Here is a 24,693-nt window from a genome sequence, read left to right as displayed (position 1 = left end):
GTGCCGTCGTCGAGAAGTCGGCCGAGGGTGTCGGCCAGGGTGCAGCACTCGCAGAGGCTTGTGTCAGTGCAGTTGGGGTGCCCCCAGCAGCATGTCGAGGTCACACACCTGTGCCCGCCGGTGGTGCCCCTTCGCATCGGTCAGTTGCACGCGGGAGCCGTAGTCGTGCGCCGCGGGGTGCGGGGGCCGTACGTCGACGCGGGGGTTGTATTCGGCCATGACCTCACAGGACCCGGACGCAGAGCCGATCGCGTCGTAGAAGACGGGGATCGCGATGCTGTGGCCCGGCTTCAGCACCAGGTGGACCGGCGTGGACTTCTTCGGCTTGGAGTCGGCCGACGGCCCCTTGCCGACGTACACACTGAGCTCCGGGTAGCCGTCGAAGGCGCAGGGCTTCGATCCCTTGTGCGCGGCGCTGAGCGTCGCCGTCGGCGTGTTGTGCGGCTTGCCCGGGAGAAGGGTCATCTTCCAGCTCAGCTGGGGCGTTTGGCATGCGGCGATCCGGGTTCCCGGGGCGCTGTCGCTCTGACCGCAGGCGGCGGCACCCAGCAGCATCACCAGGCCGGCCGTGCAGACCGCCGCTGTCCGCCGTGACATGAGATCTCCCCCTGCGCGATGCAACTCCCGCGGGGCCGAGTGCCGCCGCTCCTGCCTCACCTGACAACTAGATGCGGGCATGCGCGCCGAGGTTCCACACCGACCGGCGAGATGATCAGCTCCCTCGCGCGATCTCGTGCAGCCTCTCCAGGCACTCCCCCGTCCCCTCGTTCTTCCGGGTGTACGTCACCATCCGGGCGCCCGCCTCGAAGCCCGGCCACAGGTCTGTGTGTTCCGGGGTCGGTTGACCCACGTACAGGTTGAGGAACTCCTTGGTGTTCGTGCGGCTGCATTCCTGCGGGGTCAGCTCGCCGTCCGGACCACCGTGTCGCCGGGCGGGGTGTCAGCCGCTTCTTCCTGCTGTGGGGTGTGGTCCGGGGGCGCCTCCGGTGTCAGTCGCTGCGGGCCTGGGGCAGTACGCAGTCGGCACGGGACCCGCTGGGCTTCCTTGCGTCCCCGGTCGGGCGGCCTGTCCGCGGCCTGGTGCTGATGGTGCTGGTCACCACCGCCGGCGTCCACGACAGCATCCCCGCGAAGGAACTGCTGTTCCGGCTCGCCCTCACACATCCCGAGATCTCCATCGTCCGGGCCGGCTCCGCCTACGGCGGGAAACTGGTGACCTGGGCGAAGAAATACCTCGACATCACCATCAAGACGGTACGGCGCCCGCCCGACGCCAAGGGCTTGGTCGTACTCCCGCGGCGCTGGGCAGTCGAGCGATCCTGGTCGTGGATCATGCGCGCCGCCACTGCCGCGACCACGAACGGCTCCCCGAAATGAGCGAATCCCTCATCACCTGGGCCGCCATCACCGTGATGACCAGACGGCTCACCCGCCGCAAAGGCCGCACCGCCCCGCCCGGGGTTCCCCACCACGCGTCGAGTCACGGGTGGAACCGCCACCGGCCCTCAGAAATGACATCCAGCTTGTCGTCCCTGACTCGAATGGCCGTCTCGTCGTCGATGAAGTAGATCGGGAAGTCCGCCCGCGCAGCGATGCGATCAGCCCAGGCGTCGTCCCGCTCGGGGAAATCCGGTGAGTACAGGTGGGGCTTGAGATACCAGTCGAAGAGGCCGAACGGCGGCTCCACTGTCGTCGCGCCGAGCACGTGGAGGTCCGTCGCGTCCCCGATGACGTCAGCGGAGTGCTCGGTGAGATTCCGGCTGAAGATCATTGATCCGGCGCTCACTCCCACATAGACCCGGCTCTCCAGCGCCTCCAGGAAGCCGTTGGCCAGGTCGTTGCCGGTGATGCTGCGCGCAAGGTGGTAGTGACTGCCGCCCTCGACATAGATGACGTCGGCGTGGAGCAGCCGGTCGAGCACCATCTGCCGGGGCAGGCCGTTCAGTTCCAGGACGTCGAACTCCCGCCAGCCGAGGCCGTGCAGCCGGTTCATGTCCGCGACGAACCACCCGTGGTCCCCGGGCTCGGCAACGGACGCCGTGGGAACGTACACGACGTTCGCCGACCCGAACGGCTTTCCCAGCATGTCCCGCAGCGCATCCCGCAGTGTCTCGTTGCGCAGGCCACTCGCCGTCAACAGAAGCTCCATCGGGCGAGCCAACCACGGCTGACAGGCGCGCGCAACGAACCCAGGATCACCACCGCCGTCATGGCATGGGCCGCATCAGGAACAGGCAATCAGCCTGCGGTGCCCCAGACGGTCAACTGACCGCGTCCGTCGCTGCCCTGGATACGGAGCGCTGCATCGGTAGCAGTCCCCTCGGCTTCGTCCTCACCACCACGGGTGATGCGAGTACGTGCGCTGCCGCATCGGACGCACACAGGGGCCGTCCCTGTGCGAGGCAGGCATGGTGGCGGAGAGCGGAGGGGCTTGTCCTTCACTCATTCTCAGTGGCCTGACTGGGTAATTCCGTCTGCGAGTTGTCCGACCACGTTGAGGATCCCCTGCCCGAAGGCGGTGGGGGCGACCAGCACGCCGAAGACCAGCACGATGAGCACGGTCAGCTGCTCGTCGGATCGTTTCCGCGCCTGAGTGCGGCGCCGAAGCCGCGGGATGATGATGACCGCCAGGAGCACCGCCAGGGGTGGTCACGGTTGCTCCGGTCTCTCACGGCGACCGGAACGGCCGAAGCCGGCACTGTGCGATTCGCGGGCCGGGCGCCCGGCTCTGGATCGGTAGGCATAGGGGTGCAGAGCTTTCCTGCGGTCATGAGCCACATGCCTGGAACACCTGCACGTCTGGTGGTGAGTCCGTTCCGGCCACTTCTGGTTATGGTCGCGCGTGTGGTCGCAGAGTTGCCGCCCGGCCAGTAGCCGAGCCGGCGACAACCCCGCCGCCCATCAACCGGATACCAGTCGGCGAAGTGCTCATCGGTGAACAGTTCGCCCAACCGGTCACGCACCCACATGGCCGCCGTGCCCCGCGGAATACTCGCCCGCGCCATCCGCACCGTCAACGGCGGAATCCTCCGCCCGAACCTGAACCCATCGACATCGCGGCCACCCCTCCGACCGCTCGGACCACCCCGCCCGAACCAGCGCAGCACACCGCACCGATCCACCGGCCAACCATGACATGGCTTCACCGAAACGAATGGAGATCGCCAACGGCATCCCGATTGCGTGACGGAGCCGTTGAGTTGGCACACCTCGAGGCCGCAGGGAAAAGATCACCGCCTGCCGACGAGGCGGCGCCACCTGATTGGGGAATGCGACGGAGAATCCGCCGGTGCGAATATTCGGACAGGTGGCGACTGTTACGAGGCCCATCGGAAGTACAGGAGTGGATATGCTCTGGACCGGAGCGCGGGACACCCGAGCGAGGGGTGGGGGATGCAGATCAAGCCACGCCAACACCTGCTTGATATATGGCAGGCGGTGTCACGCCATTCGTTTGAGAGCGGTGAATGGGACTGGGGTGAAGAGGGAGGCCTCAGCAGTGTCGCCGACGCCGAGCGGCTGTTGTGCCTGATGTATCCGGCCACGGAGATCCCCGCATTCCGGTTGGACGACCCGGACACCCTGCAACACGACGTGCAGACCGCGCTGAAGGATGTCGGCGGCCCGACGGAGATCCCGGTGAAGCTGGTGCGCATCCTCGCCGAGTTCATGGACACCTATACCGCCGAGGACGAGGGGCCCAGCTTCGCGGGCGGTCATTACTTCGACGCATGCGACCCCGGCGAGGAACTCACCGAGGAACAGCGCCGGCTGGGCGTCGTCGACTCGTTCTCGATGTCGATCACTCTGTGCCTGGCCACCCTCGGCTTTCTCAAGGTCTACAGGGGCAGAACCCGGCGCGCCGAGGTGCACGCCCTCATCGAGAAGCTCAGGGCCGCCACCGAGACCCGGCTCACCGCCGCCATGGTGAGCCTGCTGCGCTCCTTCACCGTCAACGTCTTCGATCCCGACGATCCGCAGGGCCGCACCCTGTGCGACATCCTCGGTCAGGGGCAGATCTCCCGGCGCGTCGTGGTGGAGCGATTCCAGCAACGTTTCAAAGCACTGCGCGCCACCGTCAACGAGCGCCTCGTGCTCGGCGTCGACATCGCCGACCGCCTCACGGACCAGAACCAGCTCTTCGAGTGCGGGTGGGCCTGGACCCTGGTGAAGGACTCTCCGCCGGTCGAGACCAGGGAGCCCATCGGCCGGCAGCCCGCCGGCGTCGCCTGGCCTGTCCCGTACCTCTACTTCACCGTCGTCGCCCTCGACGGCATCCAGGACCTGTCCTCCGAACGCACCCTCACCCTCGGCCTGCTGACCCCTGAGCAGCAACGGCTCGCCGAGGCGTTACGCCTGCGGTGGGAGATCACTCAGCAGTACTGGTCCGGCATCGCCCGGTTCGGCGACGTCTGGCCGCTGGAGGACATCCGCTGGCGCACGACCGGGCAGAGCATGGAGTCCGCGTACTTCTCGTTGTCGGCCGCCTCCATCCTGGTCCACGACCTGGTCCGCCGCCGCGCCACCGACGAGGACCTCACCCGTACCGTCGCGGTGATGGAACGGCTCGCCGAGCACAGCCGGATCAGCAGCCGGATGACGGAAGAGGACACGGCGATCGTCCTGCATGCCCCGGGTGTGCGACTGGCGCTCCAGGGCAGCGGCGACACCGGCCCCCCGATGCAGTGGACGGTGGCCGATTTCCCCGCCCAGTTGCTCAAGCGGAGCATCCAACTCTGCGCGCTGTCACGGAACGTGTCCTCGCACGACCGGCTGCTGAGGCTCACCGAGCGCGTCTTCGCCCACGTGTGGGAGCGGCGGATCCGCTATGGCAAGGGCGCCGGCCTGTGGGACGACGTCCAGGCCGTCTACCCGAGCGCGCCGGCCATGGAGCGGCCGCCGTCCTGGAGCTTCACCGAACGCGTCGTCGAATGCATGGTGGCCGGCCACTGGCTCTACAACCAGGCGCCGCTCCGCAGCAGCGAACTGGTCCGCAGTGCCTCCTCGCTGCTCAGCGAGGCGACCCACCTGTTCGGCGGGGAATTCCTCGAACCCGCCTCGGCCCAGGACAGCTCCCGCAGCCGCGCGCTCAAGTCCGTCGAGGCCGGACTTGCCCGGGCACGGGAGGTCCTCGACCAGCAGCCCGGCACCGCGATGGCACTCGTCCTGGGAGCCCTGGCCGAGCTCGACAGCCTGGCGCGGGGCAGGCGCGCCGCCTCCCGGGGAGAGTGAACGGTGCTCGTCTTCGCCGCTTCGGACAAGGGCGGCACCGGCCGCTCGGTCACCAGCGCCAACATCGCCTTCCACCGTGCCCTGGCCGGGGACGACGTCTGCTACCTGGACTTCGACTTCGGCTCGCCCACTGCCGCGGCGGTCTTCGACGTACCGAGCGTCATGGGTGGCATCGTCCAGGGCGGCCTCCACTCCTACCTCCAAGGGCAGGCGCACGAGCCGGTCCGGCTCGACGTCTGGGCGCGCACCGAGCACCCAGTACTGCGCCACCGGCCTGCCGGCTCCGGCAATCTCGTGCTCTTCCCCGGCGACCGCAGCGGCGGCGAGTTCGCCGTCGGCAACGACTCCGTGATCCGCGGCATCGACCTCTTCTTGCGGCTCCACAGCGAGTTCGACGTGGTGCTGGTCGACCTCAGTGCCGGCCGCAGCTATGCCGTCGACCTGGCGCTCGAGGTCACCGCGCGGCCCGAGCTGCACGGCGTCGGCGCCCGGTGGCTGATCCATCACCGCTGGACCCGGCAGCATGTGATCGCCGCCTCCGGGTTCGCCTTCGGCCCACGCGGCATCCTCAGCGGCGGCGTCGCCCGCGGTCACGACGTCGAGGAACTGCGCGGCAGCATGCGCTTCGTACGGGCCGCCGTGCTCGACCCCGAGACACCGCCGTGGTCCTTGGCGCCGCCCGCCCAGTCCGCGTGGATGCGCACGTGCGACCAGGGCCTCCACCGGCTCGCCGCCGACCGCGGCGTCGGCTACAGCGCGATGCTCGGCTCCGTACCGCTCGAACCCGTGCTGCAGTGGCGCGAACAGCTCATCACCGACGAGGACGTGTTCTCCAGCCGGGTCGCCGGACCGGAGACGCTGAAGGCGTTCCAGGACCTGGCCGGGAAGCTCACCGACGACGACGCCTGGGGGATACCGTGACCGAAACCGGATCCGGCGCCGTCTTCCGGGAGACGACCGCCGAGCCGCGCACCCAGGCGGTGCCACTCGCCCATGTGTCACTGGAACTCGGCCACCTCTCCATGGAGGACTTCGAGGCCGGTCCGGAACGGCTGCGCGAGCACTTCGCCCGGGTCCGGCCCTGGGCCGACACGGCGCGCACGGTCGCCGCCGCCGGCGGGCGCGGGCCCCGGGTGAGCACCTGCTTCCTGGTGGACGAATACTGCACCCCCTCCGCCACCCCGGCCGCGCTCCTTCCCGTTCTGCTCGCCGAGGCCGAACGGGCCGGCCTCGTCATCGACTACCTGGCCCGCGAGTCCGGCTGCGCCGTCGCGGACGGCGTCCCCGTCGCCGAAGGGGTCGGGGCACGCCTCGTCGAGTCGCCGCCCCCTGGCAGTGACGGTTCCCGGCCTCCGGTCGGCCAGACCGGCTGGCTCTCCAACGGCCGCCGCACCCCGGGCACGCGGACCGTGGCGGCGATGGCCGACGCCGCCGACTGGCAGCCGCCGGCCGAGACCACCGCCCGGCGGCACTCGGTCTTCCTCGACGCCGAGCTCTGGGACGCGCCCGGCGGCCGGCGCGTCTGGTCGTGCTCGTTCCTGGCCGCCGTCTGGCAGCTGGCCAGGCTCGGCCTGCTGCGGCACTTCGGCGAACCCGTTCTCCAGCCCGTGCCGTGGACGGCCGGCGAGGACTTCCCGGACGACTGGGACGCGCTGCCGCCCGTGATCCGGCTCAACCCCTCCGCTGCGCCCTTCTCCGCCTACCGCACCTGCTCCGTCCTGCCGTCCCGCTTCCTGCCGGTCGAACATGCGGTGCGGGTCGTCCTCGACCAGGTGGACGTCGAGCCGCACGCTCTCGCCCAAGTCTCCGAGCGCGCCCTCGGCGAGGGCCTTGCGGTACCCGAGGAGATCCCCGACCGCATCTCCTACGTCTTCCACGAGGGGCCCTGACATGGCCGGGCCCGCCAACACCGGTGAGCGCACCGAGCAGAGCCCGGAGCCGGTACTGGTCTTCGGCGAGGTGCACACCTGCCTGCTGCAGCACGGCCAGGCACTGACCGGGCGCGGCGCCGCCGACCTGTTGCGGCTGCGGGCAGACGAGCGGGTCCGGCTCTCCGAGCGACCCAACCTGTACGTCCGGTCGCCCGACGTGCCGACCGGCGTGGACTGCCATCTGCCCTCCGCCTCCGGTGCCAAGGTCCGCGCCGTCGGCACCGTCACCGCCCGCGCCACGCTCACCGAGGGCCGCCTGCTCCAGGCCGGCGCCCACTGCACGGTCACCGCCGACGGCCCGGGCCGGCGCCGCCGCTGGGGCCACTACCTGGCCCGCCCCGGCGTCGTCGAGCCGTTCGGCACGCTTCCCGAGCGGGACGTCGCCGACGGCTGTCTCGGCGCCGGCCGTCGCCCCGGTGACCTCGACCTGGGAGCGATCGCCGACCGTACGCTCACCCGGGTGCTGCGGGACCGGGCACTCGACAATCAACCGCCTTTCAAGTCCCAGGTCACCCGGCTGCGTTGGGTGGCGCTACGGGCCGCTGACGGCGAGGGTCCCTCCCTTGAGCGGTTCACCCTCGCCGGGGACGGACTGCGGATGGCGGAGCTACGGCTGCCGGCGGGCATTCCTGCGGCCGCCGCCGCGGGGCTCTGCCATGACCTCGCCCTGCACGACTGGCTGCTCACGACCCTCGTCAGGATGGTCGAGCGCAGTCGGCTCGGTTCGACCGACGGGCGGGACGCGCTGACGGCGCTGCGCCCCGCCGTCGACCACCTGATGCACCTGTGGATGCCGGCAGCGCGCGTGGACCAGCCCCTCCGCCCGCTGTGGGAGGCGTTGGAGCGCGAACCCGGATTCACCAGGCAGTGGCAGATCCTGGTGCAAAGGATCAGGGACCAACTGGCCCTGCAGACCGCCGCCCACCTGCAGCCCTGACCGCCCGCCGACGGGCTCGGGCCCTGCTTTCGGGTGCGGACGTGCACCATCCCTCCGGAGGAGATCACGACACATGGCTGGACCGTCGAACACGCCTGGTGCCGCTGCACTTTCCGCTGCGCACCGCCCGCCGATTCTGCTCAGGACGCTGAACGCCGTGTTGGTCGGAGGAGGCGGCTATCTGCTCACCAGCCTCACCGAACAGCCCGAAGTCTGGAAGCTGACCGTCTCGATCCTTGTGGGCGGCGCGGCGCTGATCGTCCCGCTCATGACCGGCTTCGCGAGCCGGCTCGCCTCGGTCGAGGAGACGCTCGCCACGCACGACTCCGAGATGAAGGAGCTGGTCGCCGACGGCCTTGCCCGCGTCAACGAGGTCACCGAGCTCTTCGAGCTGGTCGATCGTTCGGCGTTGCCGCGGGACGAGGTGACGCGGCTGGTCCGCAGTGCGACGACCGCCGGGACGGCCGCCCCGGCGATCGTGCAGGACTTCGTCCGTGTGGAGGTCATGCGGCTCACCGCGCTGATGGAGAACCTCGGCCTGGAGGTCGTCGACCGGGAGGGAGCGGACCACGACTGGATCATGGCGCTCACCGGCTGCGCCGCCTTGACCATCGACGCCACCAGCACCTGGGCCGACCGGGACCTCTGGGGCAGCGAACTCGGCGCTCGGTTTCTGTGCGCGCAGCGCGACGCGATCGAACGTGGTGTGCGGATCCGGAGGCTGTTCATCATCGAGGAACCGGAGCACGACACCCTCGAGCTGAGTCGGCTCTGCGAGGACCAGCAGAGCATCGGCATCGAGGTGCGGGTGCTGGCGCTCTCCGGACTGTCGCCCATCGCCCGGATCACCGGGATCGACGACTTCATCGTCTTCGACGAGGCGCTCTCCTACGAGATCGGCTCCGACCTGCGCGGAGTCGCCGCCAGGACGGTCATCGACCTGCGCTCCCACCGGGTCGCCCATCGGGTCCAGCAGTTCAGGACGCTCTGGGAGGCCGGCCAGTAGCGCCGGCAGCGGCGCCGGCCGCCCTGCCCGCAGCGCGAAGACTTCGTCCGGCCCCCTGGCTGTGAAGGACGGCGGCCCGGCGCCAGGCCCGGTGCACACTGAGGGACATGCAGCACGGACAGGTGCGACCTGCGGTCGAGGGGGACCTGGCGGCTATCGCGGCCCTGGAGGCGCGCGCGTTTCCCGGTCTCAGCTATCCGTACTTCGCACTGCGCCAGCTGTTCGATGTCCATGGCCACCACATGCTGGTCACCGCCGGCGCCGGGGGGCTGGGGCTGTACGGCTACGTGCTCCTGGCCGGCGACGGCAACGGCCGGTCGTGGCTCCTCGCGCTCGCGGTCGATCGCGCCCACCGGCAGCAGGGGCACGGGCGCCGCCTGCTCGACGCCGTGCTGGGCCTCGCGGACGACAGGGAACTCGGCGCGGTCTGGCTGAGCGTGGCGCCGGACAACCACCCCGCTCTGCGGCTGTACCAGGCGGCGGGCTTCTGCCTCGCGGAGCGGCGCCGCGACTACCTCGGGCCGGGCCAGGACCGCCTGGTGCTGGTCCGTGAGGTACCCCGCCGGACCCCTTACTGATCGTTTCAGAATGAGGTACGCAGGCGGCGAAGGTAGATGAGGCTGCAGGCCAGTTCGAGCAGACCCTGGTGGCTGCCGGGCTGCTGCAGGAAGGACCTTCAGTCTTCCCCGGTTCCTGCCGGGATCAGGTGCGGCGCGCGGGCTCCGAGGATGCCAAGCACCTCGTCCAGGGCCGTCCTGCGGAGCTCGGGGAAGAAGTCCCGGTCGATCCTGCCCTCGCGGGCCCAGATGCCGGCGAGTGACTCCGCGCAGTGCTGGGCCAGGACGCTCGCGAACTGCTCCCGCCGAAGGATCTTGAAGATCTCCTGTTCGAACCAGGCTCCCGAGTGGTCCTCCAGGTCCATGGCGGCGTCGAGCTGGTCCCCCTCGGGCGCATCAGCATCATTGAGGATGGCGAGCAACTGGACCGCGACGACATCGTCCGGCTGTGACCTCATCGACCCGGCTCTCCCTCTCGAACTGATCTTTGACTCCGCGGCGATGCTCTCACCGAAACGGCTCCCTCTGACGCCCTGTCGCTGGCGCACTCCGCCTGCCCTCGCTTCCTCAGTCCGACCGAGGTCACGGAGGAGTTCCAGATCTCCGAGCCGACGACATCATCCTTGGACGCTGGCAGATTTCCTATCGCTTTAGCCCGCGCCTTCCGTCACCCGGCAGGCAGCCGGGCCGTCACAGCGGAGCACAATGCCCTCGCCCGGGCGTCGGTGTAGCCCTGCAGTATGCCGACCGCCTCACGCCGGTGCGACGCGGCAGTGGACGGATCGCCGGTCCGGTCCAGGGCAGCCGCCAGGTTCTCCAGCGCGCCTGCGACCCGCCAGTCGTCGCCGAGGTCCCGGAACTCCGTCACGGCGAGACGGTGGAACTGCACGGCTTCCTGCGGCCGGTCCAACGCCTGGTAGGCCAGCCCGGTCATGTCAAGCGCCGTCCCCTCCATCGCCTGGTCACCCAGGAGCCGGCCGATCGACGCGGCTCGCTGAAGCGCGGCCAGTCCGTCCTCGGCCCGGCCTGCCGCGAGGCAGATCCGCCCGAGTTCGGTCTCGCACTGGCCTTGGTAGATGACGTTGCGGGTCTCGTACGCCATGTGCAGGGCCTGGCCGATGTGCCGGTCCGCGTCGGCCAGGAGGCCCGTTTCCCGGTCGATCGTCGCCTCGACCCACAGGCATTCCGAGCGGGCTCCGGGGCTCTCGCCCTCGTGCAGCTCCCGGAGCGTGGCCGCCACGCACTCGCGGGCCTCGCTGTGGGCACCTGTGTCGAGCAGCGCCTCGGCCCGCCCGATGAGTCCCCATACGATCCACAGACGCAGCCGCAGCCGTCGGGCGATGTCCAGCGCTTCCTCGTACGACTGCAGGGCTTCGTCGAGCCGGCGCCCCAGCCGCAGCGCGTGCCCCAGCATGACCAGCGCGGCGATCGTCTGCCACGCGTCGTCGGCCTGACGGGCGGCGGCCAGCGCGGCGCGGCTGTGCTCGACGGCCTCCGCGACACGGTGCGCCTGCCGGTGCGCGATGCTCATGCCGAGGAGAGTGACGGCCTGGCCGAGCAGGTCCTCGGACCGCCGGGCGGCCAGCAGCGCCTGGTCGGCCATCGGCAGCCAGCCCTGCACGGGATGCCGGTCCAGGAAGGGCGTACGCAACAGGGCCGGCAGCTTCCACGCCACCTCATGGAGGCCGGCCTCGGCCGCCGTCCTGCTGACCGCCACCAGGTTGTCGGTCTCCACGGTGAACCAGGCCATGGCCCGTTCGTAGTCCGAGACGTCCGGAAGCCCGGGCAGGTCGGCCCGCGCAGGATGCACATGCCAGTCGTCGGCGTACTGCGCGTCGTGCACCTCGGCAGCCGCCGCCATCGCCTCCAGGTACCACTCGCACAGCCGCCGCGCCGCGGCTTCGCGGCCTTCCGGCGTCTCGTCGTTCACCGCCTGCTCGAAGGCGAAGGCCCTGAGTAGGTCGTGGAATTGGAAGCGGTCGTAGGCGGACGCGGAGATCAGATGCGTACCGGCCAGGGAGTCGAGCAGCCGCCGCGCGGTGACGGTGGAGACGCCTGCCAGGGCCGCCGCGGCATGCACCGAGAAGTCCGGCCCGGGGTGCAGGCCCAGCAGCCGGAACATGCGGGCGGCCTCGCCGCCCAGGGCCCGGTAGGACCAGGCGAACACGGTGTGCACCGCGTCGCCGTCGTCTTCCTCGTCCGCCGACAGCGCTATCCAGAGGGAGGACTCGTCCTGCAGATCGCTGATCAGTTCGCTGAGCGGCATGTGCGGCCTGGCCGCCGCCCGCTCGGCCGCGATGCGCAGCGCCAGGGGAAGACGCGCGCACAGACGGGCGAGCTGGATCAGTTCCGGCTCGGGGTCGGGGCCGCGGTGCCCCCGGGTGCTGTCCCGTAACAACCGTACGGCCTCGTCCTCGGCGAGGACGTCGAGGTCCAGCCGGTGCGCGCCGTCGCGGGCCACCAGCCCGGACAGCCGGTCACGACTGGTCACCAGCACCATGCAGGAAGCGGTCCCGGGCAGCAGCAGGCGCACTTGGCGTACGGCCGCGGCGTTGTCTAGCACGATGAGCATGCGCCGCCTGGCCAGCAGGGACCGGTAGAGCGCAGCCTTGTCCTCGGGGTCGTCGGGGATCGCTCCGGGAGCGACCCCCAGCGCGCGCAGGAAGCGCTCAAGCGCCTGATCGGCGGTGACGGGCGGTCCCGCGTCGTAGCCCCGGAGATTGACGTGGAGCTGGCCGTCGGGGAATCGGTCCTTGACCCGGTGCGCCCAGTGCGTCGCGAGGGAGGTCTTGCCGACGCCGGCGGTGCCGGCGATCGTCGAGATCACGACGGTCTGCGATCCCTCGGCGCCGCGGGCCAGGATGTCGTCGAGGCTGTCGAGCGCCGTCTGCCTGCCGACGAATCCCCTCACGTCTGCGGGGAGTTGCCGTGGGCTCGGCCCCAGCGCGGGGTCCGCGTGGTGGAAGTGGATCCCGCCGGTGACGTCGCGCGCCTGGACCACGTCCCAGGCGCTCCCGGACAACTCGGAGCGTGTCGCCCCGGACCGGTCGGGACTGCGTTCGTCCCGCCCTTCGGTGCCTCCCATCGGCACGGCCTCCCGGTCGCAAGCAGCTGACCACCGCCCATGCGGCGTCCTCCTCCCAGTCAACCAGTTGAAGCGCCCAGCAGCGGTCGTATGCACAGCATTTGACGGGCCGTCGATCTGGCCGCGATCCGGGCGAGTCCCTAATCTGGAGCGGTGGCTGTCTCAGCGGATCCTGAGGTCGTCGTTGTCGGGTACGGGGTGGCGGGGCTGACCACCGCACTGGTGCTGTCGGAGGCGGGACGGGCGGTCACCGTCGTCTCCGACCGCGTGCCCCAGCGTACGACGTCGGCGGTGGCCGGGGCCCTGTGGGGGCCGTACGTCTTCGACGATCCCCGGGTGCTGGACTGGAGCCTGCACAGCCTGCCGGACCTGACGGCGATCGCCGCCGATCCGCGGTCCGGCGTCCGCATCGTCCAGGGGATCGAGGCCTCGCACGAGCCGGCGGAGTCTCCCGCCTGGCTGCGTTCGGTGAGCGGATTCGCCACCTGCGGCCCGTCCGAACTGCCGTCCGGGTTCGGCTGGGGGTGGACCTACCGGGCGCCGGTCTTCGACATGCCCGTCTACCTCGACTACTTGATGGGCCGTCTGGTCGCGTCCGGGGCCGTCGTCCGGCTGCTGGACGGCCCGCTGCGCGACCTGGACCAGGCGCTGGACATCGCTCCGGTGGTGGTCAACTGCACCGGACTGGGGGCCAGGGATCTGGTGGGCGACCGGGAAGTGGTACCGAGCTGGGGCCAGTTGGTGATCACGGAGAATCCCGGGATCGAGGGATTCTTCTCCGACTTCCCCGAGAGTGAGGACCCCACCTACTGGATCGCACACCCCGACCACGTCGTCCTGGGCGGGATGGTCAGGCACGGCAGAGGCGACCTGCGGCCGGACCCGGAGGCCGCCGAGCGGATCGTGGCGCGCTGTGCCGCCGTCCTGCCCGCACTCGGCCGTGCCCGGGTCAGGGAACTCCGGGTCGGACTGCGGCCGGTGCGGCCGCGCGTACGGCTGGAACGCGGCACCCACCACGGCGCTCCCGTGGTGCACAACTACGGGCACGGAGGCTCGGGCGTCACGCTGTCGTGGGGTTGCGCGCGGCAGGTTCAGTCCCTGATCGGTTGAGGAGAGGAATGCCGTGACCGTGTCCCTGCCGCTGGATGCCGAGCGCTACCACCCGGACCCGCGAGAACCTGTGGACCGCTGGTTCCAGACGGCGAGCGCCTCCAACGTCCGCACGACGATGGCGGTCGTCACCGACCTCGTGGGCCCGTCGTGTGGCGCCGTCGTCGATCCCTTCGCCGGCGGGGGCAGTTCGGCGGCGGCGGCCCGGCTGATGAACCTGCCGTTCTTCGGGATCGAGATCGACCCTGTCCTCGCCTGCGTCAGCCTGGCGAAGAGCCGGGCCACCGTCCGCCATGCGCGGATGCTGCGGCGACTGCCGCCGATCCACGACGTCAAGGGCCTGCTGTCGGTGCTGGCGATGCTCCCCGCGTGCGGCAGCGCCGACGAGGTGACCGTCGCGTCCTGCCTGGCCGTCGTGCTGGCACTACGGGCCTCGCGCGGTACTCCGCTCGGGTACGAGGAGGTCACCGGCGATCTCGCGCGCCACCGGCCCCCCGCTGCCACCGGCCGGCTGGTGTGCGCGGACGCAACGGCCCCGGCCGGCTGGCGCGACCTGCCGGTTCCGAAGGAAGGCGCCGTGCTGTACACCTCGCCGCAGTTCGGACGGCGGTCGCCGCTGCTGGGCGCCCCGCCGCGGCTGACCGCATCGGCTCGCGATGTTCTCGCCGCCGCCGAGGCCGACCACGGGCGGGAGGCGGCCCCGCGGGATTCGGGCTTCGCCGCAACCACCGCGGCCATGCTGCGTCAGGCGGCCGCGATGATGCGGCGTGCGACGGTGGTCATCGAGCACGAGCCCGACGACGACGGACACGACGCGACGCAGGAGGCCCTGGAACAGATCGCCGCGGCGCTGCCAGGACGGGTACACGACGCACGGGTCATCGTCTGCGGACAGTTCACCTGGCGCGGGCCGCTGTCCCTCATCGTCTTCGATCTGCGGTGAGGGTGCGAGACGTCCTCGACCGTCAGCGGTTCGCCTCGCTCCGGGCCGAGGCGATGTCGGCGGCCAGGGGCCGCATGCCACAGGAGGGCACATGAATGAGCAGCTCATCGTCCTGGTGACCGGAACGGCCGTGGTGCCACCAGAGGCTCGCCGCCTGATCGCCGACCGTGGATTTGCGCTGCGGGAGGTCACCGACGACCACGTGGGTGCCGACGACCTGCATGCGGCACTCGATGGCGTCTCCGGGTACCTGATCGGCGGATACGAGGAGCCGGAGGCCGCCCATTTCGAACGAGCCGCGGCCCTGGAAGCCGTAGCGTTCGTCGGCACCGACTTCCAGAGCTACCTGCCCGGCTGGCGCACGGCGTACGACTTGGGGATAGCTCTCGCGAACACACCGGGCGAGAACGCGGCCTCGGTCGCGGAGTTCACCGTCCTGCTCGCGCTCACCCTGGCCCGCCCGTTCACCGACGCCATTGTGAGAACCCCGCGTTCCCCGGCCGACCCGGTCTCCGCGGTGTCGCCTCCCGAGGGCCGCGAGCTGGGCGGTCGTACCCTGGGAGTGGTCGGAGCAGGCAGGATCGGGGCACGCGTCGCCACGATCGCCCAGGGACTGGGCATGAGCGTGCTGTACACGTCCCCGCGGCGCAACCAGGCGCTCGAGGCCGCCACGGGTATCGCGTACACCGACCTCGACGGCCTCCTCTCCCGGTCCGACGTGATCAGCCTGCACCGCCCGGGGCTCACCGCGGACGAACCGCCGTTGCTCGGCGCACGGGAGCTGACGCTCTGCAAGGACGGCGCTCTGCTGGTGAACACGGGCCATCACGATCTCGTCGATCCTGTGGCGCTCGCCTGGGCCGTCGAGCACAAAAACCTCCGGGCCGCGGTGGACGGCCACGGATCCGGCGACGCCTGGGCCGCGCTCACGGCGCTCGGCCCGGAACGCTTCCTGTCCGTCCCCCAGATGGGCTTCCTGACCCGGGACGCGGGGCTGCGCGCCGGCCTGCGCGCCGCCCGCGCAGTGTGCGACGTGCTGTCAGGGACCGGCTCTCCCGACGTCACCAACCCCGACTTCCGCGAACGGCGGACAGCCGTGCAGCGCCGCGGCGGCGGATGATGCCGGGGAGCCGAGGCGGGCGGGGCTGCCGGACTCAGCGGGGCGCGAACGGCTTGGTCTGGTAGGGGAAGGCGGCCTCCGCGCCGGCGGGACCCCGTGGCAGAGACCTGGCGTACGTCCTGTGCAGCCACCGGTCGTGGCCGTCCCAGCGCGGCGTGAACGCCGTGCGGCCGTGCACGACGCGAGTGTTGTCCAGGATCAGCAGGTCACCGGGGCGCATTCGCACCGTGTCGGTGACCTCGTCCAGCGCCTCGGACAGCGCCTGCAGGGCTCGACGGGCCGATGGGTCGCCGGGCTCGAGCAGTTCGCGGTCGAAGGCGAGCCGAGGATCAGCGGGAACGCCGTCGACGACCAGCACGTGCGCCTGCGGGCTCGATCCGTCCGTGTGGCGGAAGGCCAGGTCCGTGCCGCATGTCATACGGTGCTCGCGCAGGATCTCCCGCTCGGCGGCCCCGAGCAGCGGCAGCGCGGCCCGGGCTGCCGCCACGGTCGTCCCGGCAGCGCCGTCGTGGTCCGCGCGTGAGCACGCGAGCAGCAGGAAGTCCGGCCGCCACCGGTGGTAGAGCATTTCCGAGTGCAGGGTCAGCGCAGTGGTCGAGCTCTGTGCCGACAGCGGATGGGCGTTCGGCGACGGGTAGATGTCCTGAATCAGACTGCCTGAGTGCAGCTCGCGGTAAGCGGTGGGCACGCCCATTGCTGTGCATATCGCCAACAGCCAGCCTTCCATGGCGAGCAGCGGGCGCTCGAGCGGGGCGGGCCTGCTGTCAGGCGTACTCGGCAGCGCGCCGGGGGCGCAGGGAAGATCCGTCACGTGAAGATAGCCGTGGCCGTCCTGCCCCGTTCTCAGCGCCTTCAGGCGCTCCAGAAGCGGGCCTGGCAGCTCGGCGGCCATCTTGGCTGCGGCACGGGCGAACGCCGTGACATCGTGACGCGGCACCGCGGGCAACGCCACGAGCAGGTCGTCGAGTCCGTCGCGCCATTCCCCGCACGACATGTGTACGGAACGCCCTGTACCCATGGCCCGTCACTCGGCTTCCCACGGCACCAGGGAGTCGTAGAACCGGCAGCGCGCGTCGAGTGCCGCGCTGACGCCGTACTCGATGTCCGCCCTGTTTGAGGGGACTTCCGCCGCGGCGTCGATCAGCGACTCGAGGAGTTCGGTGTGCCGTGTGTCGGCTTTCATGTTCTCGGTGAAGTACGAGAGGTCGGCTGCCGGGAAACGGGATCGGACGGCGGCTTCCAGCGGGCGGAATTCGGCGAGCGACAGATACTCGTTCGCGTAGCAGAAGGCTCCCACTCCTCGCCAGGCGCTCGACGTCGTGAGTTCGCGCTGCGTTTTGAGGAACGCAAGCGTCCCGTCGGTCGCAGGGCAGTCGAGTCGGTCTCTGTCGACTCCCATCGACTCGAGCAGGTTGTCGAGCAGCACGGCGTGGGCCTGGTCGGGATTTCCCTCACCGAACTCCTCCCACAGGTTCTCGGCGAGCACCGTCCTCATGCCGAAGTCATCGGCGTACGAGATCAGTAGACCGATGGACCGGGGAAAGGCGTACGACACGTGGCGTTCCTGAAGCCCCCAGGCGACGAGATGCTCGGGATCGGCCCTGTCGGAGGCCACCAACGCGAGGAAGGGGTGGCGAAGCACCCTGTGCTGGTCCACGAAGCTCCGCAGATGTTGCGATGTTGCGCACATGGCGTCCACCTCCGCAGTATCCGATCGGCTCAGTCTTGCGTCGACGGCGTCTCCGCCCCGGGGGTGGTCGGGGGTGGAGGCGGGGCGGGGGTGTTGAAGGTCAGACCGGAGAAGTCCCGCCCTTGCACCACGTGCCCGTACTGGGTGCCGCCGCTGACCGTGTTGTGGATGTCGCCGTCGTTGGTTCGCATAAATTTCGCCTGTTCATGCCACTGTCGCAGGTCGGCGGAGAACTCCGGATCCACCGCGGCGCGCGTCGCCAATGCGGTGCTCAACGCCCGTGCGCGCGCCGTGTCCCCGGGCTCCTCCTGAAGCCGGATCAGCTCCGCCTCTCCGGTGCTGACAGCCGGAGCCTGCGCGGATGCGTCGTGGCCGTGCCCGAACGGGCGGCGTACCAGCGAGGTGAGCCCCATCCACGCCTGGTGGCCGAGCGCACCGGCGGCGCCTCCTGCCAGTTCCGCGAGCAACGCCGCCGACACCGGATCCATGCCCCCACCGCCCTCGGCGCGTCCTGCCCGTCCAGGACTGGACACGTTACCGGCCCGGCGATGCCTCACGGGAGGTAAGTGCGGAATTGGTGCATACTGCGACCGCTCGCCAGCCGCACCGCGCAGCGGACCTGCTTGTCCGGGTCGAGCACCGCATCCCCGGAGGGGCGGCGCACGTATCACATCGGCAGGGCGAAGCCCGGCTCACCGCGGCGGGCCTTGTTGGCCTTCCCGGCCTGCATCCGCTGCTTGATCAGGTGGAGTTCGGCTTGTCGGGTGGCCGGAACTCCTTGCGGGGCTCCGGACCCCTGAAGGCCCTCTGGAGACGCGGTGACGGATTCGGCCAACTAGCCTCTCTCTGAGGCCAGTTGGTCTGTTCTTGTCTGCTCGCGGGTCGACACGCTTCGGTGGGCGGCTGTTACGTTGAACCGTGGCCCAACACGACGGACGGAAAGCCGGTCCACAAGGGCCGGAGCCCACCCCGCTGTGGCGGAACCGGGACTACAACATCTGGTGGTCCGGGGTGGCGGTGTCGAGGCTGGGCACCAGTGTCTCCACCTTGGCGTTCCCGTTGCTGGTCCTGGCTTCCACCGGGTCCGCCGCCGCTGCCGGGGGCGTCGGTACGTGCGGCAGTGTCGGTCTGGTGGCCGGTCTGTTGCCCGCGGGGGTGGCCGCCGACCGCTATCCGAGACGTGCTCTGCTGATCGGGTCCTCGCTGGTCCAACTGGCCGCCATGGGTGTCGTCTTCTGGATCGTGGCCGCCGGGCGCCTGTGGCTGCCGCTGATCGCGGCCGTGGCGCTGGTGCAGGGCCTGGCGTCGGCGGCGTTCGCCGGCGCGGCGGCACCACTGGTGAAACGCATCGTTCCCGCGTCACAGGTCAGGACCGCCTTCGCCCGGGTCGAGGCACGCGACTACGGTGCGCAGTTGGCCGGAGCGCCGCTCGGCGGGGCGCTGTTCTCATGGGCGCGCTGGGCGCCGTTCCTCGTGGACGCCCTCTCTTTCGGGGCCGTCGCCCTCGCCTGCCTGTTCCTGCGCACCCCCCTGGGACCCGACGCCGCCGACCGGCCCGCCGGGCGCCCTGCGCTGCGCCGCGACCTGGGCGCGGGGCTGGCGTTCATCCGAGGCAGCGCGTTCCTTCGGTACGCACTGGTGTGGATGGCGCTGATGAACCTGTTCTTCACCGGGATCGGATTCATGTTCATCGTGACGTTGCGGCACCACGGCGCGTCGCCCTCGCAGATCGGCGCGGCCGAGTCGATCGCCACCGCGTGCGGCCTCGGCGGCGCGCTCGCCGCCGGATGGGTCGTGCGGCGTCTGTCCGGCTACCGGATCATCCTGATCGTCTCCTGGATGGTCGCGGCGGGCGTCGGCGGGATCGTGGTGCTGGCGTCCCGGCCATGGCTGGCGGCCCTGTGTCTGGGCGCGAGCATCCTCTTCGTGACTCCGCTGAACGTCGTGTTCGCCAGCGGCATGGTGGCGATGGTTCCGGACGCGATGACCGCACGCGTCATGACCTCGGCGAACATGGCCTCGCAGTCGTGCGGCTGGCTCGCCCCCGTGGTGTGCGGCGCGCTGGCGGACGGTCTCGGAGTCCAGGTGCCTCTCATCGCCATCGCCGTCGGCCTGGCCCTGCTGGCAGTCGCCAACCATGTCGTGCCGGTCGTGCGCCAGTTGGGCGAAGTGCCGGAAAGCGGCGGGGAATCGGAGTCCCGCACCGACCCGGACGAGCAGACCATCGTGTGAGACGGGCCGCCCGCCCCGGGTTCGGCGGCGTCACCCGGCGGCGGACGCTCCCACGACCAGGCAGGTGTAGTCCACGCCGATCCGGCCGCCTTCCTCCGCGTCGAGGAAGGCGGCCACCTCGCCCAGCAGCCGCCGCCGCAGCGCCTCGGGCAGGGCGAGGTGGCGGCTCTCGGTGGCCAGCAGTTCACAGAACTGCCGGGAGGTGAGACGGGTCTGCCAGGGCACGGCGGTCTGGGTCACGTGCCGGAAACCGTGGGCTCGCAGTTCCTCGGCGTAGCCGTCGAGGTCGGACTCCGACAGGGAGACCCGGCCGCCCGGCCCGGCCGGCAGGCCGCCGGGGAGGACAGAGGCATAGACGTCGTTGAGACGGGGCGCGTCGCGCAGCACGTAGGAGCCGAAGTTCCAGGCGAGCAGGATCCGGCCCTTGGCTTCGAGGCACCGTGCTGCCTTCTGTGTCCGTTGTCCGGGGCGCAGCCAGTGCCAGGCCTGGCCGCACGCCACCAGGTCGAACCGCCTGCCGCCCGGCTCCCATGTCTCGAACGCGCCGACTTCGACGGCCAGCCCGCCTGCCGAGGCGACCTCCGCCATCCGTGCGTCCGGCTCGACCCCGGTGACCTCGTGGCCGAGCGTCGTCAGCGCGGCCGCGAGCTTGCCGGTTCCGCATCCGATGTCGAGTGCGGTGCCCGGCGGGCCGGCGTCCAGGGCGGCCAGGGCCCCGGTGAGGGCTTCGAGGGGGTAGCCGGGGCGCAGCCGGTCGTAGTCGTGCGCGCGGGCGCCGAAGCTGGTGGGCGCCCATACCGCTTGGTCCGTCACATCAGTCCTCCGATCAGGGTCACGAACGTGTGCTGCGGAAGGAAGAGCACATAGGTGCCCACCGAGGCGAGGCTGAAGGGTACGAGGCGTTTGGGCAGCAGTGCGGTGAAGGCGGCGTGCGTGAGGAGGCCGAGGAGTGCGCCCGCCGGCCAGGTGGCCGGGAAGATCAGCAGGAGAGGGAGTACGGCCTCCACGGCGATGGTCGCCAGTGAGGGCAGGAGCCAGCGGCGGGTGGCGAGCGAGGGGTCGGCGGTGGCGAAACGGCGCGTGAACCAGTCGGGGAAATAGTATTCGCGCCGTCCCGGGGGCAGTTCGTCGCGCAGCGCGGCCAGTTGCTCGAACATCTTCTGCAGAGTGTCCCCGCTGGTGAACTGGCGGGAGGCGGCCTTGAACCAGGCGCTGCTCCAGTACACCTGGAACATCAGCACGACGGCGGCGGCCTGCGGCCAGGAGGGTCCTGCCGGCCCGGGTGCCCGTGCGGGATCGAAGAACGCGGCCGGGGACGGGGCGTCCAGCAGCGACTGCAGGCTCAGATAGGCGTCGGCTCCGGTGGCGAAGACGAAGGGGACGCACATCATGCCCAGGAAGAGGATGTTGAACTTGCGGTCGAAGGTGAACTCGAACATGCACCAGGCGGCCACGACTCCCGCGGCGAGCGGGGTGAGCACCCCCGCCAGCAGACACAGCACCGCCACGGCCCGGGCGGCGTAGAAGACCTTGAACGCCGTGGGGCTCAGCAGCACCTTGACGGCCATGTCGTCCTGCTCGTACCGCCAGCGCACCAGTGACTTGGGGTGGAGGTCGAAGAACCGCGCCATGCCGTAGACGTGGTCGGCGGTGATCTTCCACAGCAGGGCGGCTGCCAGGATCAGGCGGAAGCAGCACAGCGCCGGTCCGGACGCCGTGCCGTGGACCGGGAAAGCGGCCGGCAGCAGGTCATGCACGCACGATCCTGCCGTTTCTGACCGCGATCCTGATGTGGCCGAAAGGCACCAGGAGTACGCCGTCCCCGACCACGCGCAGGCCGTGTTCCTCTTCGAGGTAGCGCACCAGCGAGGCGAGCGCCTCCGGGGAGCCGAAGTGGTCCTGGCGCAGTTCGTACTCCCAGGGGCACACGGGCCGCCCGTCGCGTACGTCGTGCAGCCGGGCGCGGTAGCCGCCGATGTGGGAGAACATCGCCCAGGAGCCGAAGGACCCCGGTGCGGTGAAGAAGCCGCGCCACACCAGCCAGGCCACGGCCCCGCAGGCGAGGACCGCGGCCGCGACGTCATTGACCATGCCGGCTCCTTCGGGAGGTCGGGTCAGGAGGTTGGCGTACCGCTCACAGGACCATGGACGGGACGGGCCACCGGTCGATGAGGCAGGGAGCCCACCAGTCGAGGCCGCCGAGGTCCAGCACGAGGTGCTCGGCGCGCAGTGCCACGAGGACATCGGGATCGACGCCGCTCACCTGCTGCTGCTCCAGCAGGGTCGCTGCTTGCACGTATGCGGGCTGGAGCAGGTTGAACCGTTGCAGCACTCCGTCCCGCCGGTCGCGGATCTGTACGAAGCCGGGGCCTCGGCGCCAGACGCAGCGGCCGATGTAGAACCGGTTGCGCCACTCGGTGAGGCGTTCGGCCGGCCGGGTGCCGTCGAGGGAGGCCGGGGGCTGAAGGTGTGTCAGGTCGCGTGCGGTCAGGGCCGGGTCGGCGCGCCGGCCTGCCCGCAGCTGCCAGCGCACCAGCAGGCCGCGGGCGGTGGCGACCCGGACGAAGTCGAGGGCGCGCAGATCGCGGGGGGTGGGCGAGCTCAGGTTGACGGGCTCGTGGAGTTCGGCGTACCGCACGCCGCGCGCGTACAGGTCGTGCACGTGACGCGCGGGGGGCGAGCCGTTCGGGGTCGTGGACGGCGGGGTCAGGAGATCGTCACGCATGTGGACTCCTCGGCCAGTTCCAGGGCCAGTTCGGGTCCGCCGCTCTGCGAGTCGCGCCGGATGCGGCACAGCAGTTGGTTCTCGTCCTCGGTGGCGAGGTGGACGGCACGGTCGGCCTCGACGAAGATCAGTCCCTGTCGCCGCCAGTCGCCCAGCAAAGCCTCGACGCGGTTCTCGTCCCAGGCGCGAGTGACCTGGGCCGCGCGGCGTACCAGTTGAGCGACGGACCTGGGGTCGTGCAGGGCGCGGAACAGTTCGGCCTCGACGGGGTCCTGCAGGGTCATGGACCGCCAGGAGAAGCCCGGCCGGGAGTTGGTGAGCGTGATGCGGTCGCCGCGGTCGACGTAGGACAGGCTGCTGCGGATGTAGTTGTCGGCCCACTCCTGAAGGGCTTCGGCGAGCCGTTCGGCGAGCTTGCGGTCGATGCCCTGGGCGGGGGTGTCGAACAGGTAGGCGAGGTCGGCCAGTTCGGCTTCCGGGAGGTCATAGGTGATCTGGTACTGCGGGTTCGGGCGCCGGTCGGCGAAGCCCAGCTCGGGGCGGTCGAAGTAGGGGCTGAAACGCTCCAGCGCGATCCTGTTCGCTCCGGTGCTGGGGTGGAGGTGGTGCAGGGCCGGAAACTGCTCGATGAGGGGCAGGTAGTCGTCCTGGGTCTCACCCGGGAACCCGTACAGGTAGTTCCACGCCACCGACAGTCCGTGGGTCTCGGCGTCCCGGAGGAAGCGGATGTTGTGGGTGCCGCTCACGCCCTTGTCCATGATCTTCAGCACGCGGCTGCTGAGGCTCTCGATGCCCGGCTGGACGCTGACCACACCCGCCGCACGCATCTGGGCGATCTGCGACAGCTTCATGTTCGACTTGACCTCGTACTGGATGCGCAGGTCGAAGGGGGCCTCGGCGAGCTTGTCCAGGACGGAGTCGAGGTAGGACATCTCCAGGATGTTGTCCACGGCGTAGAAGTCCAGCACATGGTGGCGCCCGGCGAGCGTGAGGATCTCCTCCAGATAGGTGTGCGGGCTCTTGCTGCGGAAGGTCATCGCGGAGCCGTTGAGTCCGCAGAACGTGCAGTGGTGCTTCTCGCCCCACCAGCAGCCGCGCGCGCCCTCGACCACGAGCACCGGCTCGTACCAGGACTGCACGCGCGAGCGCCTGAGGCGCTCGAAGTAGGCGTCGAAGTCGGGCGCGGGGATCTCGGACGGCGCAAGGAGCCGCTCGGTGGACGGGTTGCTCACGCTGGCGCCGCCGTCGCGCCGGCACAGGCCGGGGATGTGCGAGGTGTCCGGCTCGCCGTCGGTGTGAAGGGCCTCGACAAGTTGCGGGAACGTCCGCTCCGCCTCGCCGCGTACGACGTAGTCGAGGAAGTCGAAGTTGCGGTGCAGCGCGTCCCCTTGCGGGCCGTCGCAGTTGGCTCCGCCCATGACGGTCGTCGTGCCGGGGGCCAGTTCCTTGATCCGGCGCAGCAGTGCGAGTGACGCCACGTTCTGCTGGAACGTCGAGGTCGCGCCCACGAGATCGGGACCGTCGGCGACTATCTGGCGTGCGGTGGCTTCAATGAAATCGGGAACGATCCGGTGCAGTCGCAGACAGGTCTCCAACTGGTTGTCCGTGATCTTTCCCCTCAGTCCGGCGGTGAACTCGTCGACCCGCCACGAGGGGTCCTTGTAGAGGGCGGAAGAGAACACCCAGTCGCCGCATCCCAGGAAATAGCTGTGCAGGGAGAAAAAGCTGAACTCCGGGGCGCCGAGTCCTCCTTGCTGGTCCATCCAGTCGGCGAACTCGATGTTGGCGTAGACGGTCTTCGTCTCGATTTCCGGGAAGGTGTCCGCGATCCTTCGCGAAAGGATCCCGAGTGCGAGCGAAGGGGTTGCTGTCGTGGCCCACGGCATGCAGACCAGCGTGATCTTCATATGCCCTCCGGCGTGAGCCCGTGTCTCCCGGGCGGAAGCACGGAGCAAGGCTTGGAAGCGAGGCCGCGCTGGTCAGAAGGTGACGTACACCATCACCGATATCATCGTCGAATCGACGTCTTCACGGTTTTCCATCTGCGGGTTGTTGTGCACGACGGTCTTCTCCATGGCGCTCCTCCCCCGGCCGTTCGATGGTGACAGGGCGGGCATGGCATGCG

24 protein-coding genes and 1 pseudogene are annotated in these 24,693 nt (G+C 70.2%); 11 read left to right on the top strand and 14 right to left on the bottom strand.

Annotated features, from left to right (window positions below; translation table 11 throughout):
* Nucleotides 1-63: 63 nt before the first annotated feature.
* On the bottom strand, nucleotides 64-597 hold the full coding sequence (locus AQJ27_RS40230) for a DUF4232 domain-containing protein (RefSeq protein WP_067380359.1): 534 nt from the start codon (nucleotides 595-597) through the stop codon (nucleotides 64-66).
* A 474-nt stretch (nucleotides 598-1,071) separates the two neighbouring features.
* Here AQJ27_RS40230 and AQJ27_RS40225 point away from each other — a divergent pair.
* A pseudogene (locus AQJ27_RS40225) lies at nucleotides 1,072-1,460 on the top strand (transposase); the annotation flags it as partial.
* A 20-nt stretch (nucleotides 1,461-1,480) separates the two neighbouring features.
* Here the strand turns inward: AQJ27_RS40225 and AQJ27_RS40220 are convergent.
* Together AQJ27_RS40220 and AQJ27_RS40215 are read right to left on the bottom strand one after the other, a co-directional pair.
* Nucleotides 1,481-2,149, bottom strand: coding sequence for a Type 1 glutamine amidotransferase-like domain-containing protein (locus AQJ27_RS40220; RefSeq protein WP_067380353.1), 669 nt, complete (start codon nucleotides 2,147-2,149; stop codon nucleotides 1,481-1,483).
* A 299-nt stretch (nucleotides 2,150-2,448) separates the two neighbouring features.
* Nucleotides 2,449-2,643: a hypothetical protein gene (locus AQJ27_RS40215; protein ID WP_067380350.1), complete on the bottom strand. Its 195-nt coding sequence runs from the start codon at nucleotides 2,641-2,643 to the stop codon at nucleotides 2,449-2,451.
* Between the two features lie 750 nt (nucleotides 2,644-3,393).
* Here AQJ27_RS40215 and AQJ27_RS40210 point away from each other — a divergent pair.
* The 6 genes from AQJ27_RS40210 (at nucleotide 3,394) to AQJ27_RS40185 (ending at nucleotide 9,684) form a co-directional block, all read left to right on the top strand.
* Nucleotides 3,394-5,232, top strand: a complete 1,839-nt coding sequence (locus AQJ27_RS40210) for an SCO2524 family protein (protein ID WP_067380347.1) — start codon at nucleotides 3,394-3,396, stop codon at nucleotides 5,230-5,232.
* Nucleotides 5,233-5,235: 3 nt separating this feature from the next.
* The gene (locus tag AQJ27_RS40205; RefSeq protein WP_067380343.1) at nucleotides 5,236-6,153 is read left to right on the top strand and encodes an SCO2523 family variant P-loop protein; all 918 of its coding nucleotides are present in this window, start codon (nucleotides 5,236-5,238) and stop codon (nucleotides 6,151-6,153) included.
* Complete coding sequence (locus AQJ27_RS40200) at nucleotides 6,150-7,121, top strand: SCO2522 family protein (RefSeq protein WP_067380340.1); 972 nt, start codon at nucleotides 6,150-6,152, stop codon at nucleotides 7,119-7,121. Before AQJ27_RS40205 ends, AQJ27_RS40200 begins: the two co-directional genes overlap by 4 nt.
* A 1-nt stretch (nucleotide 7,122) precedes the next feature.
* Nucleotides 7,123-8,100 carry an SCO2521 family protein gene (locus AQJ27_RS40195; protein WP_067380337.1) on the top strand — a complete coding sequence of 326 codons (978 nt, stop codon included), beginning with the start codon at nucleotides 7,123-7,125 and terminating at the stop codon, nucleotides 8,098-8,100.
* A gap of 157 nt (nucleotides 8,101-8,257) precedes the next feature.
* Complete coding sequence (locus AQJ27_RS40190) at nucleotides 8,258-9,106, top strand: DUF6879 family protein (protein ID WP_067380334.1); 849 nt, start codon at nucleotides 8,258-8,260, stop codon at nucleotides 9,104-9,106.
* 107 nt (nucleotides 9,107-9,213) lie between these two features.
* The gene (locus AQJ27_RS40185; protein WP_067380331.1) at nucleotides 9,214-9,684 is read left to right on the top strand and encodes a GNAT family N-acetyltransferase; all 471 of its coding nucleotides are present in this window, start codon (nucleotides 9,214-9,216) and stop codon (nucleotides 9,682-9,684) included.
* 98 nt (nucleotides 9,685-9,782) lie between these two features.
* On the opposite strand, the gene AQJ27_RS40180 is transcribed toward AQJ27_RS40185, so the two are convergent.
* Nucleotides 9,783-10,121 carry a hypothetical protein gene (locus AQJ27_RS40180; protein ID WP_067380328.1) on the bottom strand — a complete coding sequence of 113 codons (339 nt, stop codon included), beginning with the start codon at nucleotides 10,119-10,121 and terminating at the stop codon, nucleotides 9,783-9,785.
* Between the two features lie 209 nt (nucleotides 10,122-10,330).
* Nucleotides 10,331-12,748: an ATP-binding protein gene (locus AQJ27_RS40175; protein WP_079065605.1), complete on the bottom strand. Its 2,418-nt coding sequence runs from the start codon at nucleotides 12,746-12,748 to the stop codon at nucleotides 10,331-10,333.
* 153 nt (nucleotides 12,749-12,901) lie between these two features.
* On the opposite strand from AQJ27_RS40175, the gene AQJ27_RS40170 reads away from it, so the two are divergent.
* The 3 genes from AQJ27_RS40170 to AQJ27_RS40160 all read left to right on the top strand — a co-directional run bounded on the left by AQJ27_RS40170 (nucleotide 12,902) and on the right by AQJ27_RS40160 (nucleotide 15,921).
* Nucleotides 12,902-13,858 carry an FAD-dependent oxidoreductase gene (locus tag AQJ27_RS40170; protein ID WP_067380326.1) on the top strand — a complete coding sequence of 319 codons (957 nt, stop codon included), beginning with the start codon at nucleotides 12,902-12,904 and terminating at the stop codon, nucleotides 13,856-13,858.
* Between the two features lie 13 nt (nucleotides 13,859-13,871).
* On the top strand, nucleotides 13,872-14,801 hold the full coding sequence (locus AQJ27_RS40165; RefSeq protein ID WP_067380323.1) for a hypothetical protein: 930 nt from the start codon (nucleotides 13,872-13,874) through the stop codon (nucleotides 14,799-14,801).
* 91 nt (nucleotides 14,802-14,892) lie between these two features.
* Nucleotides 14,893-15,921 (top strand): NAD(P)-dependent oxidoreductase, encoded by a 1,029-nt coding sequence (locus AQJ27_RS40160; protein WP_067380320.1) that lies wholly within the window; start codon nucleotides 14,893-14,895, stop codon nucleotides 15,919-15,921.
* Between the two features lie 34 nt (nucleotides 15,922-15,955).
* Here AQJ27_RS40160 and AQJ27_RS40155 read toward each other — a convergent pair whose 3' ends face one another.
* From AQJ27_RS40155 to AQJ27_RS56755, 4 genes are all read right to left on the bottom strand, one after another.
* Nucleotides 15,956-16,939, bottom strand: coding sequence for a TauD/TfdA family dioxygenase (locus AQJ27_RS40155; RefSeq protein ID WP_079065604.1), 984 nt, complete (start codon nucleotides 16,937-16,939; stop codon nucleotides 15,956-15,958).
* A 6-nt stretch (nucleotides 16,940-16,945) separates the two neighbouring features.
* Nucleotides 16,946-17,611, bottom strand: a complete 666-nt coding sequence (locus tag AQJ27_RS40150; RefSeq protein ID WP_096240448.1) for an iron-containing redox enzyme family protein — start codon at nucleotides 17,609-17,611, stop codon at nucleotides 16,946-16,948.
* Nucleotides 17,612-17,640: 29 nt separating this feature from the next.
* Nucleotides 17,641-18,099 (bottom strand): hypothetical protein, encoded by a 459-nt coding sequence (locus AQJ27_RS40145; protein ID WP_067380311.1) that lies wholly within the window; start codon nucleotides 18,097-18,099, stop codon nucleotides 17,641-17,643.
* Between the two features lie 179 nt (nucleotides 18,100-18,278).
* Nucleotides 18,279-18,446, bottom strand: a complete 168-nt coding sequence (locus AQJ27_RS56755) for a hypothetical protein (RefSeq protein ID WP_159064520.1) — start codon at nucleotides 18,444-18,446, stop codon at nucleotides 18,279-18,281.
* Nucleotides 18,447-18,529: 83 nt separating this feature from the next.
* Here AQJ27_RS56755 and AQJ27_RS40140 point away from each other — a divergent pair, with 83 nt between their 5' ends.
* A complete protein-coding gene (locus AQJ27_RS40140) occupies nucleotides 18,530-19,843 on the top strand; it encodes an MFS transporter (protein WP_079065602.1) in 1,314 nt (437 codons plus the stop codon).
* Between the two features lie 30 nt (nucleotides 19,844-19,873).
* Here the strand turns inward: AQJ27_RS40140 and AQJ27_RS56750 are convergent, their stop codons facing one another.
* From AQJ27_RS56750 to AQJ27_RS40115, 5 genes are read right to left on the bottom strand one after another with little or no spacing between them, the layout of a single operon-like run.
* Nucleotides 19,874-20,656: a class I SAM-dependent methyltransferase gene (locus AQJ27_RS56750; RefSeq protein WP_067380307.1), complete on the bottom strand. Its 783-nt coding sequence runs from the start codon at nucleotides 20,654-20,656 to the stop codon at nucleotides 19,874-19,876.
* A complete protein-coding gene (locus AQJ27_RS56745; RefSeq protein WP_067380305.1) occupies nucleotides 20,653-21,600 on the bottom strand; it encodes a hypothetical protein in 948 nt (315 codons plus the stop codon). Before AQJ27_RS56745 ends, AQJ27_RS56750 begins: the two co-directional genes overlap by 4 nt.
* Nucleotides 21,593-21,934 carry a hypothetical protein gene (locus AQJ27_RS40125; protein WP_067380302.1) on the bottom strand — a complete coding sequence of 114 codons (342 nt, stop codon included), beginning with the start codon at nucleotides 21,932-21,934 and terminating at the stop codon, nucleotides 21,593-21,595. Before AQJ27_RS40125 ends, AQJ27_RS56745 begins: the two co-directional genes overlap by 8 nt.
* Before the next feature lie 43 nt (nucleotides 21,935-21,977).
* A complete protein-coding gene (locus AQJ27_RS40120) occupies nucleotides 21,978-22,568 on the bottom strand; it encodes a DUF5825 family protein (protein ID WP_159064519.1) in 591 nt (196 codons plus the stop codon).
* Nucleotides 22,550-24,475 carry a RiPP maturation radical SAM C-methyltransferase gene (locus AQJ27_RS40115; protein WP_067380296.1) on the bottom strand — a complete coding sequence of 642 codons (1,926 nt, stop codon included), beginning with the start codon at nucleotides 24,473-24,475 and terminating at the stop codon, nucleotides 22,550-22,552. Before AQJ27_RS40115 ends, AQJ27_RS40120 begins: the two co-directional genes overlap by 19 nt.
* Nucleotides 24,476-24,693: the final 218 nt, after the last annotated feature.

The organism is Streptomyces olivochromogenes, assembly GCF_001514115.1.
Lineage (GTDB): Bacteria > Actinomycetota > Actinomycetes > Streptomycetales > Streptomycetaceae > Streptomyces > Streptomyces olivochromogenes.
This window is presented reverse-complemented; position numbering and strand designations above follow the sequence as displayed.